Origin of the sequence: Rhizobium sp. Leaf262 (genome assembly GCF_001422245.1) — a bacterium.
Classification (GTDB): Bacteria; Pseudomonadota; Alphaproteobacteria; order Rhizobiales; family Rhizobiaceae; genus Agrobacterium.
The window spans coordinates 225,835-236,258 of record NZ_LMMM01000020.1 but is presented as its reverse complement, the minus strand read 5'-3'; the positions used below and the strand labels follow the sequence as shown (position 1 = coordinate 236,258).

The window sequence follows — 10,424 nt, the reverse complement described above, 5'->3', positions numbered from 1 at the left end:
AAGTTCCAAGAACTTGCGCTGGTAACGCGGGGTGGAGCAGCCCGGTAGCTCGTCAGGCTCATAACCTGAAGGCCGCAGGTTCAAATCCTGCCCCCGCAACCAACGAAATTTGTAAATTCTCCCACTCCAAATATTTGCGTTCGAGCTCCTCATCATACTGGTCGAGGAGCTTTTTGCGTTTGGCCTCCGTTTCGATCTCACCGGATGCCAGGCGCGTCATCAAATCATTCTGAGCCGCAGTGAGGAACTGCTGCTCCATCAGATCAAGAACTTCCATGGAGGCTGGCTGATGGTCTGGTGTCTTGCCGATCACCACCGTCTGAATGAGATCCCGTACGATCGGCATCAGGCGCTTGCTTGGCGTCTTCGTCGGCATTGCTACGGGCAAGGAACAGCAGCTTGCGGATGGCAACCTCGACATTATCAGGATTGAACTGATGCTTCAGCTTCGCAATTTTCTCTGGGCGTGAAGATCGAGATATATCGTAATGGAGCTCGCGAGCGGATGCGGATGATGGCCGACGCAATCAAAAAACTACAATGAGGTGGAACCGGTAATCCGCCGTACTTATTATTAGTTGTGGGGGGCGTGGCAATCGCAAGTCGATCCCTCGTGTCTATGATTTCTGAACTCTCTAGATCAGAAGGAATTCTGATGTTGTATCCCAAGGCAATGCGCTTTGTTGTGCTTTTTACGTTTGTTGCAATCGCCAATCAAGTTAACGCATCTGACCATAATTGGAGAAAGCACCTATTCGATTTCAACGTTTCCAGTCTCAACTTTGAAACAGACGTGCCAGTGGAATCGAACGTCCAAACGGTTCCAATGGGCGCCATGGAGCCCGGTACAATCGGAAGTATGAAGATTGTCGGAAAGGTGGCGCCAACGGTTGATGGCCCGCAGATTGAAACGACAATCATGGCTTATGAACTCCTTAGCCCGCCTGCGGCATTGCCAATCTGTAAGTACGAGGCCGAAATAGCAGGCTACACGCCTCGTTCCATAGCCACATCACCGGATATTACTGAAGCGGAGGTCTTCGCTACGCAAAGCGAAAACGGCAAGCCGAAGAGTGCAATCCTCAGCCAATGTTTTTCAAAAGGAAAAAATGCTCTGGCGATTCACTTCATCGTCAATATCGTCGGAGAACCAACGAAAGAAACAGCCAAGAACGCGCTGGTGGAACTCGACGCGTATTCAAGCACTTTTCTCAAAAACCTTCGGTTTTCCGATGGTAAACAGGCGAATTTTGGTGATGATATGCAGCCGGTTTCCCTTCGAATTGGTGAGCGCAAAATCGATCTGCAAATCCCGAGGGATTGGGAGGTTCCGATCAACGATTTTCCGGGACGCTTGCCAGCTGAGTTACATATGGTTCGTCGGAGCGGCGGCAAGGATGTGGGCCTGGTTTGGCTGAGCGTGCAGGAGATGAAGGAAAAACCGGATCTCGAAACGACGGGAGCTGCAATTATCCGAGACTACTTCGTCAAGCAGACGCCCGACGCAGACTCACCGATTCTTCTCGGTGGAAACGAAAATTCCGCCCTCTCAGAAAATGGAGTCGCCAATCGAGAGTTTCGTTTTTCCGTCAAGAACCGAAAGAATGAGGATGTCGGCGTCATTGACGCGACTGCAGTATGGACTGACGGTCGCTTGACTGTGATCAGCCATTGGTCGATCTGGGCAGAGGCTTCTCGTCGTAACGAATTTTTCTCGCGTCTGCCTGGTGTGACGACATATAACCTCGTGCGCACGGCCGTACTCGAGGTCCCTCTCTGATAAGAACAAACGAGCCTTTCTATATGCTTGGTTAATTGTAGGAACCGGGTATCCAGAATTCGCAGTCTGGCAGGACGATCCAAACACCATTCTCCGTCTTGGATGTGACGGCCCCATGCAGAGCCAAAATGAGCTGCCCTTCCTTCTGCTGATGCAGGGGGACTTCAGCCTGATATTCGCTGAAGCCCTGGCGGGCGGCGACGGCCGGACGATCTGACCAGTTAGGATCGAAGTCGTCAAAACACAGACGTAGCTGTGCGGATTGGTCCTATTTTAAGATCTGCGCTCCACTCTGCTTCCGGCGCAACATCTCGCCTCACCGCTCCAGGAGACTTTCCGTAAACTCCGCGGAACGATCGTCCCAAGTTGGAAGCACTGCCAAAACCGACATCGATCGCGATGTCGATCAACGGGCGGTTCGTACTGAGGATGAGATGATTGGCGCGGCGCAGCCGAAGTGTCTTGTACGCTTCAGCCGGCGAACAGCCCATTGTGCGATGAAACAGGCGCTCGAGTTGGCGGCGGGAAAGTTGGACGGCTTTGGCTAGGCGTTCGACGTCCATCGGTTTTGCAACATGTTGCTCCATCAACAGCAGAACAGAATTAACGCGTTGATCCACCTCGGTCGTGTCATCGACAGGCTTTATGGGCGCGCGTGACTGACTGTCATTCGCTTTGCGCGGCGAGGCGATCTGGAGGATATCGAGAGCGTTGCGCTCGGCGTCGCGACCGACCCAGGTGCGGACCATGAATGCAGCGAGATCTGCGGCGCTGGCACCGCCCGCACAAGAACCACGTTTGCCATCGAAGTTGAAAAGTCGGTCCGGGCGCACAGCCAATTCAGGAAAACGCTCTCTGAATGATTCAAAATGAAGCCAGCTGACACAGGTTTCATGCCCTGCCATAAGGCCTGCTTCGGCCAGAATGAACGATCCGGTGCAAACACCGATGAGGGGAATATCCAGTGACGCGGCATGTTTGAGATATTCAAGCGTTTCGCGGCTGCAGGCGACGTCATCCGACAGCAGTCCTCCGACGACGACGATCGCGTCGAAACGTTCGGGCGAGACGAGATCGCTTGTTGGTGCGACGCTGATACCGCAACTGGACTTGATCAGATGTCGCGTGTCGCCAAGAACCTCCCAATCCGTCAGGACCCGACCCGAGTGATCCAGCGCGTCACCAGCCAGCCGCAACGTATCGACAAAAAGAGCGAAGGGAGAAAGCGTGAAGACTCGCCCCAGAACAAATCCAACTTTGAGGCGGGCCGACGATTTCGAGGCCGAATTTTTGTGTTTCGATTGCATGTTTGTCCTGATCCGTTGGCTGGCTCATTCAATTTGCGAATAATCGGATCATCTGCAAGTTTCTTATCCTTATGACGGGATTACGAATGACAATCGTTCAATTAGATTTCCGGGCGGCCACTTTTCTGTGAAGGGCCTCAGACGCAAGACCTGCGAGCTCCTGCATGAACAGATCGAGGATGTTCGAAGGCTTTTCCTCAGGGCGAGTTGCAATGACGAAGGACGATTTGATCCTCGTCGCGGGAACAAGAAGCGGCCTGAAAATATCCTGATCGACCCAGTTGCGCGCATAATGTTCCGGGAGGTAGCCGACAAAGCCGCCTGACATGATGAACATGGCTTGAGCTTCCATATTCGAGGCAAAAGCTTTGGCTTTCGCGTTGGGAAAAAAGTCGAGCTCACGTTTGTTGGCGTAGGGCCTAACAACGAAATCACACATTTCCACGAGGTCTTTTGTAATGTCATCCTCTTTGGTCTTGAACAAAGGATGGCCTTTTGCGCAGTACAAGGAATGATACTCCTCCTTGAACGGTGTTATCTTCAGGCCGCGAAAGGATTGCGTTGCCGGAAGTATGGCTATGTCGAGGCCGCCATTGGATATCTCGGTCAGGAGTGCGTCTGGAGCGTCGATGACGAGTTCGATGCGAGCCTCGGGCGCCTTCACGTTCAAGCGCGCGATGACCTTGGGCAGTGGAAGATCGCCATCGGTAATGGTGTTGTCGATGACCCCAAGCCGGAGCGTTCCGGTTATCCGGTTTTTCAGTTTGCCGATATCGCTCTCGAATGAGTTGAGCGCAATATAAAGCAGTTTGGATCGCTCATAGACAAGTGCGCCACGGTCGGTGACGTCAAATCCACCACGCCCCCTTCGGCAGAGCTTGAAACCGAAGCGATCCTCCAGCGCCTTGATATGAAAACTTACCGCGGATTGGCTCAGCCCCAGCGAAATCTGGGCGCCGACGAAGCCCTTATGCTCGACTACGGCGCGGAAAACCGAGAGGGACCGCAGGTCGGATTGGCCAAGATGCATGGCGCTCCTTTTACATCAATTTTTTTAATATAAGGTCCACAACTCTCCGATTTTTCTCCGACGATGTCCATGCTCTTATGCATCCAGAAAAATAGTGGGATGACAAATATGGCTGCTCATAGCTACGAAAACGGAAGACTGGATTTGCCCTTTGTCGGCATCTCCACCTTTGCCAAAAGCCCTTACGTTTCCGATTGGGACGCGATTGATGCCGATGTCGCTGTCTTGGGCGCGCCCTATGATTTCGGCACGCAGTGGCGTTCCGGCGCGCGTTTTGGACCCCGTGGCGTGCGTGAAGCCTCGACCCTGTTCGCATTCGGTCACGCAGGTGCATACGACCACGAAGACGATGTCCCCTATCTTGAGGGTGTCAGAATTGTCGACATGGGTGATGCCGATATCGTCCATACCGATACGATACGAAGCCACGCAAATATCGAATTTGGTGTCCGCAAAATATTGGCGGCTGGCGCTCTTCCTGTCGTTATCGGCGGAGATCACTCCGTCAATATTCCCTGTATCGATGCATTTTCCGATCAGGGCGATATCCATCTTATTCAGTTCGATGCACATCTCGATTTTGTGGATGAGCGACACGGCGTAAGGCTGGGCCATGGTAGTCCGATGCGCCGCGCGTCGGAAAAGCCGTGGGTTACCGGCATGACGCAGCTAGGCATTCGCAACGTCTCATCGACCGCAAAGGAAGGCTATGACTACGCCCGTTCCGTTGGTTCCGACATCCTGTCGGTCAGACAGGTACGTCGTCTTGGTGTCGAGGGTGTGCTTGAACGTATTCCGGCGAAGAAGCGATATTATCTGACCATAGATATTGACGGTTTTGACCCCTCCATCGCACCGGGCACGGGAACGCCAAGTCATGGCGGCTTTGACTATTATGATGTGCTGGAAATCATCGCGGGCTTGGCCGAGCGCGGATCGATCGTCGGTGTGGATCTGGTCGAAGTGGCTCCGGACTACGATCAGACCGGATCGACGGCTATTTTGGCGGCACAGCTTCTGTTGAACACGATAGGCAGGATCTTCGCCAAACGCGGCACGCCATAAGTGCCCCTGATGCGTCGATGACTGCAACTTATTTGCACTGCAACATACCACGCCCTAGGCTTCCAAACAGCCCGCGCAAAGACGGGAAATCCAGCAAACGCTCCAGAGAGGTCAAAATGAACAAGACGTTTTTTACGGCAACCATGCTTGCCACCCAACTTTTATCAACCACACTCGCTTTTGCAGCCGAACCGCTGTCCGTCATGAGCTTTGGCGGAGCCTATCAGGAAGCTCAGCGCAAAGCCGTTTTTGAAAGCTACACCGCGCAGACTGGCAGACCCGTTTCTGAGCAGGAGTACGGTGGGGAGATTGCCAAGATCAAGGCCATGATCGACTCTGGCAGTACGACGCTCGATGTCATCGACGTCGATGCGCCTACGCTGCTACAGGGGTGCGACGAAGGCATTTTCGAGCAAATTCCCTGGGACAAGATTGGCGACCGTAGTGACTGGATCGACGGCACATCGTCAGATTGCGGCGTGGGAACGGTGGTCTATGCCACAGTGCTGTCCTACGATGCCGAAAAGCTGAAGGATGCGCCTTCCAAGCTTGCCGACCTTTTTGACCTGAAGAAATTTCCAGGCAAACGCGGGCTCTGGAAAAATCCAGCAACAAATCTGGAATTCGCGCTGCTGGCAGATGGCGTTGCACCAGCCGACATCTACAAGACGCTCAGCACTGCGAAGGGCGTGGACAAGGCCTTTGCGAAACTCGATACGATCAAAAGCCAGATCGTATGGTGGGAGGCAGGTGCCCAGGCCCCGCAGCTGCTTGCATCGGGCGAAGTCGTCATGACATCGGCCTGGAACGGACGCATCTTCAATGCGAACAAGGAAGGCCGAAAGTTCGGTATCGTTTGGGATAATCAGATACTGGACACTGACTTCTGGGCCATCCCCAAAGGCGCAAAAGATATGCAGGCCTCCGTGGATTTCATCCGCTTCGCCGTAGAGCCGAAAATTCTCGCGCAAACGACGAAGTACATTCCTTACGGCCCAGTTCGCTCAAGCGCCAACCAATATGTCGATCCCGCCAATGCCAAGGATTTGCCGACCAGTCCTGAAAACCTCCATGCGTCCTTGACGCTGGACAATGCGTTTTGGGCTGATCATGGCGATGAGATCCGCAAGCGGTTTACAACCTGGCTCTCGAACTAAGCGGTGGCCGCATTGATGGATATGATAGAGAAAGGCAACGAGTGGCTTGGGAGCGAGCCACTCGACACCAGTAGCCGCACTGCAATGGTCTCGTTTGAGAATGTGCAGAAGACCTATGATGGAAAGACGCTGGTTGTCCGCGACCTTAATCTTGCCGTCCAGCAAGGCGAGTTTCTGACGATGCTTGGCCCCTCCGGGTCGGGAAAGACCACGACGCTCATGATGCTCGGTGGTTTTGAGCAGCCGACCAGTGGTCACATCAGGCTTGGCGGACAGGCCGTGGAGCGTCTCCCGCCGGAAAAGCGCGACATCGGTTTTGTCTTTCAGAACTATGCGTTGTTTCCACATATGACCGTTCACGACAATATCGGCTTTCCCTTGCGTTACAGAGAGATAAAAGGAGCCGAAGCCGCGCGGCGCATAAAGGCTGCGGTCGATATGGTCAGGCTCGATGGCCTTTCAGACCGCAAGCCGCAGCAATTATCGGGCGGACAGCAACAACGCGTCGCCCTTGCCCGCGCCATGGTTTTCGATCCCAAGCTCATTCTCATGGATGAACCGCTTGGCGCCCTGGACAAGCAGTTGCGCGAGCACATGCAGGTTGAGATCAAGCAGATTCAGAAACGTCTCGGCATCACGATGGTCTACGTCACGCACGATCAGTCCGAGGCGCTGACGATGTCCGACCGTATCGCCATATTTCACGAGGGCCGCATCCAGCAGCTCTCCGACCCTGTGTCGCTTTACGAAGCACCGGAAAACCGGTTCGTCGCCAACTTCATCGGCGACAACAACACCTTGCAATGTTCCGTTCTGGAGGTCGAACCAGCTGGATACCTACTGAAGATGGCCGATGGCTCATTGTTGCGGGCAAGCGGGAAAGATGCCCGCGTGGGAGATGCCGTCACGGTGTCCATGCGTCCAGAGCGATTGAATATTTACGGCGACGCGCAGGCTAGCCAACAGAATCTGATCAAGGGAAAGATCCTCGACACGACCTTCCTCGGGGACAGAGCGCGGCTCAATGTCGAGGTTTTCGGTTGTGAGCAGATCGTGGCCTCCATGTCGCCGAAAGACGCGCTTGGCCTCAAACCCGGAAACGATGTGAACCTTACTTGCGCGCCAGACGACTGCCGGGTGTTGACCCAATGACTAGAGCGGCATCCGAATTTCTGACCCCACAATCCCTGCGAACTGCGCTGAGACGCGCCGACCGGCCGCACAGGCTTCGCGCATTCGCGCTCGCACTGCCTGCGATCGCGTTTCTTTTCATCACATTTGGTGTCCCAATCGGTCTCTTTTTGCTGACCTCCGTGGGAAACCCGGAGGTAAGAGAGACATTGCCTCAAACCGTTGCTGCGCTAGCCGACTGGGATGGTAAATCTGTCCCGCCGGAAAGCGCATTCGCAGCATTAGCCGCCGATCTTGCTGTCGCCAAAAAACAGAACACGGCTGCGTCGCTGGGAAAACGGCTCAATTATGAAAGCGCTGGCATGCGCAGTCGTATCATGTCCATCACGCGCAAGATCGACCAACTCCAACCGGGACCAGTCGCTCCGCAATTGACCGCGGCTGATCCAGCCTGGGGAGAGCCGGGCATCTGGCGGATCATTCAACGCAACGGCTCGAAGTTCACGCCCTATTATCTTATGACCGCGCTCGATCTTCGCATCGATGATAACAACGGGATCGCCAAGGTCCCCGACGACCAGGCTGTATTCATCGATATTCTTGGTCGAACCATGTGGATTTCGGCTCTGGTAACCTTCGCCACGCTGTGTCTGGGGTTTCCAACGGCCTACATGATTTCCATTGCGCCGGCTCGCATGGCTGCCATCATGACGCTTCTGGTGCTGCTGCCCCTGTGGACATCCCTTCTCGTGCGCACCACCGCGTGGGTCGTGCTTTTGCAGACGGACGGCGTCATCAACCAGGCGCTGATGGCGTTTCACCTGACGACCGAAAAGCTGCAGCTGATGCTGACCCGTTTCGGCACCGTAACTGCCATGACGCATATCCAGCTGCCATTTACAATTTTGCCGATACTGGCTGTGATGAAGACGATCCCTCCCGCGCTGATGCGTGCCGCGCGGTCTCTTGGCGCTCCTGCATTGTCTGCGTTCTGGCGGATTTACGTTCCTCAGACACTACCGGGTGTGATGGCTGGATGCCTGATGACCTTCATTCTTTCGCTGGGCTATTATATTACGCCTGCTCTCGTTGGCGGCCCCCGCGACCAGATGCTCTCCAACTTCATAGCAACTTATATAAACCGCGATCTCAACTGGGGCATGGCAGCTGCGCTGGCACTTTTGTTGCTAGTGATGACATTGTCCATCTACTTCATTTTCCTGCGTCTGGTCGGTGCCGAACGCTTAAAGTTAGGGTGACATCATGTGGCTTCCTGTCTATGCAACCCGTACCGAAAAAGTGGTGAGATGTTGTGTCATTGCGTTTGCATGCACTGTGCTTCTTTTCCTGATCGGGCCTCTTCTGGTGATCTTTCCCCTTTCCATTTCCAAAGATCCCTTCTTCACCTTTCCGATCAGGGAATTCTCGCTTCGTTGGTATAGCGACTTTTTCCAGAACAGCAGATGGACGCAAAGTCTGTGGAATAGTGTTGTTACCGCGGCGGCAAGCACGGTCATATCCACCATACTGGGCACGATGGCGGCGCTTGGCTTGTCACGACCGAGCTTTCCACTTCGCAAGCTGGTCATGGCACTCATCCTGTCCCCGATGATCATGCCGGTTGTGATTGTTGCTGTCGGAGCCTATCTGTTTTTCGGCTTTCTCGGGCTTACCAATACCCGCACAGGGCTCATTCTGGCCCATGTTGCTCTATCCATGCCATTCGTTGTTGTAACCGTCATGTCGTCTCTATCGACCTATGACAGCAACTTGTCTCGTGCGGGGGCAAGCCTTGGTGCAGGGCCTTTCTCGGTTTTCCGGTCTGTCACCCTTCCGCTCATCTTTCCCGGCGTGGTTTCCGGCGCGCTGCTGGCCTTTGCTGTATCTTTCGATGAGGTCATCGTCGCCCTGTTCATGACAGGCGCCGAACAGAGGACGCTGCCCGTTCAGATGTTCTCCGGCATACGCGACCAGATCAATCCCACGATCATGGCGGCAGCGAGCCTTCTGACCATCTGCTCGATCAGCCTGTTCGTGATCCTCACCGTCTTCAGTCAACGACGGAAAACATAGCTACTCGGCGAGAAAAGCATCTGCGAAATAGGCGGCAAAACTTTCGGCCACGGGCGAGCGCTTTTTGTCGGCGCTCAGATAAACTCCCACAACGACATCTGCCAGCCGCGGGAGGTTTAGGCCGACATCCAGCATTTTTAGCTTTGGCGGAACAATCCTGCGGGCAAGCACGGTATTTCCGAAACCGGAGCCTACCGCTGCCTCCAACCCGGAGAGGCTGGGGCTTGTGTAGACCAGCTCATAGCCACGCCCCTCGCGCTGCAACGCGGTCAGCATAGCGCGGCGATAGAGGCATCCTTCAGGATAGCAAACCAGCCGCATATGCTCGTCGGGGCTGGTCACCAGAGTGTCGCTTGCATCACCCACCCAGGCTAAAGGCTCTTTCCACGTCATGAAAGCGCCCTCTGCCGGACCATCGGGTGTCATCGCCACGACAATGTCGAAGAGACCGTTGCGCAAGCCTTGCAAGAGAGTGTGCGAGAGATCGCAGACGACCTCGAATGTGAAGTCGTGTCCGCTTGCCTTCAACCGAGGGATAAGCTTTGGCAGAAAATGATCAGCATAATCGTTGGGAATCCCCAACCTGATCTTGCCCTTGCCGTCACGTTTTGAGAGCCGCAACACCATCTCGTCGTTGAGTGCAATGATCTGGCGGGCATAGGTCGCAACCAGCTCACCAGCTTCCGTCGGCTGTGTGGCAGCGTCTTTTGCAAACAGGCTTGTATCCAGCAGTTCCTGCAGCTTTTTCATCTGCAGGCTGATGGCTGGCTGTGTGCGCCCAAGCTGCTCGGCCGCACGCGTGTGGCTTTTCAGGTCGATGACAGCCAGGAATGTTCTCAAAAGATCCGTCGGAATGTTTCTCAAGTGGCCGTTCGCCTTAA

General features: G+C 54.5%; 10 protein-coding genes and 1 tRNA gene. 8 read left to right on the top strand and 3 right to left on the bottom strand.

Annotated features, from left to right (window positions below):
• Nucleotides 1–25 precede the first annotated feature (25 nt).
• The 3 genes from ASF29_RS22145 (at nt 26) to ASF29_RS22140 (ending at nt 1,780) form a co-directional block, all read left to right on the top strand.
• Nucleotides 26–102, top strand: a tRNA-Met gene (locus ASF29_RS22145).
• A 221-nt stretch (nt 103–323) separates the two neighbouring features.
• Nucleotides 324–470 carry a hypothetical protein gene (locus ASF29_RS24570; RefSeq protein ID WP_156462789.1) on the top strand — a complete coding sequence of 49 codons (147 nt, stop codon included), beginning with the start codon at nt 324–326 and terminating at the stop codon, nt 468–470.
• Nucleotides 471–655: 185 nt separating this feature from the next.
• Nucleotides 656–1,780, top strand: a complete 1,125-nt coding sequence (locus ASF29_RS22140) for a hypothetical protein (protein WP_062452838.1) — start codon at nt 656–658, stop codon at nt 1,778–1,780.
• A 236-nt stretch (nt 1,781–2,016) separates the two neighbouring features.
• Here the strand turns inward: ASF29_RS22140 and ASF29_RS22135 are convergent, their stop codons facing one another.
• Together ASF29_RS22135 and ASF29_RS22130 are read right to left on the bottom strand one after the other, a co-directional pair.
• The gene (locus tag ASF29_RS22135; RefSeq protein ID WP_156462788.1) at nt 2,017–3,087 is read right to left on the bottom strand and encodes a GlxA family transcriptional regulator; all 1,071 of its coding nucleotides are present in this window, start codon (nt 3,085–3,087) and stop codon (nt 2,017–2,019) included.
• A 97-nt stretch (nt 3,088–3,184) separates the two neighbouring features.
• Nucleotides 3,185–4,117, bottom strand: a complete 933-nt coding sequence (locus tag ASF29_RS22130; RefSeq protein ID WP_062452837.1) for a LysR family transcriptional regulator — start codon at nt 4,115–4,117, stop codon at nt 3,185–3,187.
• A 108-nt stretch (nt 4,118–4,225) separates the two neighbouring features.
• Here ASF29_RS22130 and speB point away from each other — a divergent pair, with 108 nt between their 5' ends.
• The 5 genes from speB to ASF29_RS22105 all read left to right on the top strand — a co-directional run bounded on the left by speB (nt 4,226) and on the right by ASF29_RS22105 (nt 9,543).
• Nucleotides 4,226–5,182, top strand: coding sequence for an agmatinase (gene speB / locus ASF29_RS22125; protein ID WP_062452836.1), 957 nt, complete (start codon nt 4,226–4,228; stop codon nt 5,180–5,182).
• A 116-nt stretch (nt 5,183–5,298) separates the two neighbouring features.
• Nucleotides 5,299–6,339 (top strand): ABC transporter substrate-binding protein, encoded by a 1,041-nt coding sequence (locus tag ASF29_RS22120; RefSeq protein ID WP_062452835.1) that lies wholly within the window; start codon nt 5,299–5,301, stop codon nt 6,337–6,339.
• A 15-nt stretch (nt 6,340–6,354) separates the two neighbouring features.
• Complete coding sequence (locus tag ASF29_RS22115) at nt 6,355–7,491, top strand: ABC transporter ATP-binding protein (RefSeq protein WP_062452834.1); 1,137 nt, start codon at nt 6,355–6,357, stop codon at nt 7,489–7,491.
• A 188-nt stretch (nt 7,492–7,679) separates the two neighbouring features.
• Complete coding sequence (locus ASF29_RS22110; protein WP_244473626.1) at nt 7,680–8,729, top strand: ABC transporter permease; 1,050 nt, start codon at nt 7,680–7,682, stop codon at nt 8,727–8,729.
• Between the two features lie 106 nt (nt 8,730–8,835).
• On the top strand, nt 8,836–9,543 hold the full coding sequence (locus ASF29_RS22105) for an ABC transporter permease (RefSeq protein ID WP_244473625.1): 708 nt from the start codon (nt 8,836–8,838) through the stop codon (nt 9,541–9,543).
• On the opposite strand, the gene ASF29_RS22100 is transcribed toward ASF29_RS22105, so the two are convergent.
• The gene (locus tag ASF29_RS22100) at nt 9,544–10,407 is read right to left on the bottom strand and encodes a LysR family transcriptional regulator (RefSeq protein WP_062452831.1); all 864 of its coding nucleotides are present in this window, start codon (nt 10,405–10,407) and stop codon (nt 9,544–9,546) included.
• Between the last annotated feature and the right edge of the window lie 17 nt (nt 10,408–10,424).

Bases quoted from the DNA above. Each gene is read 5' to 3' on its own strand.
- ASF29_RS24570 (WP_156462789.1), top strand. From the start codon at position 324: ATGAGATCCCGTACGATCGGCATCAGGCGCTTGCTTGGCGTCTTCGTC.
- ASF29_RS22140 (WP_062452838.1), top strand. From the start codon at position 656: ATGTTGTATCCCAAGGCAATGCGCTTTGTTGTGCTTTTTACGTTTGTT.
- ASF29_RS22135 (WP_156462788.1), bottom strand. From the start codon at position 3,087: ATGCAATCGAAACACAAAAATTCGGCCTCGAAATCGTCGGCCCGCCTC.
- ASF29_RS22130 (WP_062452837.1), bottom strand. From the start codon at position 4,117: ATGCATCTTGGCCAATCCGACCTGCGGTCCCTCTCGGTTTTCCGCGCC.
- speB (WP_062452836.1), top strand. From the start codon at position 4,226: ATGGCTGCTCATAGCTACGAAAACGGAAGACTGGATTTGCCCTTTGTC.
- ASF29_RS22120 (WP_062452835.1), top strand. From the start codon at position 5,299: ATGAACAAGACGTTTTTTACGGCAACCATGCTTGCCACCCAACTTTTA.
- ASF29_RS22115 (WP_062452834.1), top strand. From the start codon at position 6,355: ATGGATATGATAGAGAAAGGCAACGAGTGGCTTGGGAGCGAGCCACTC.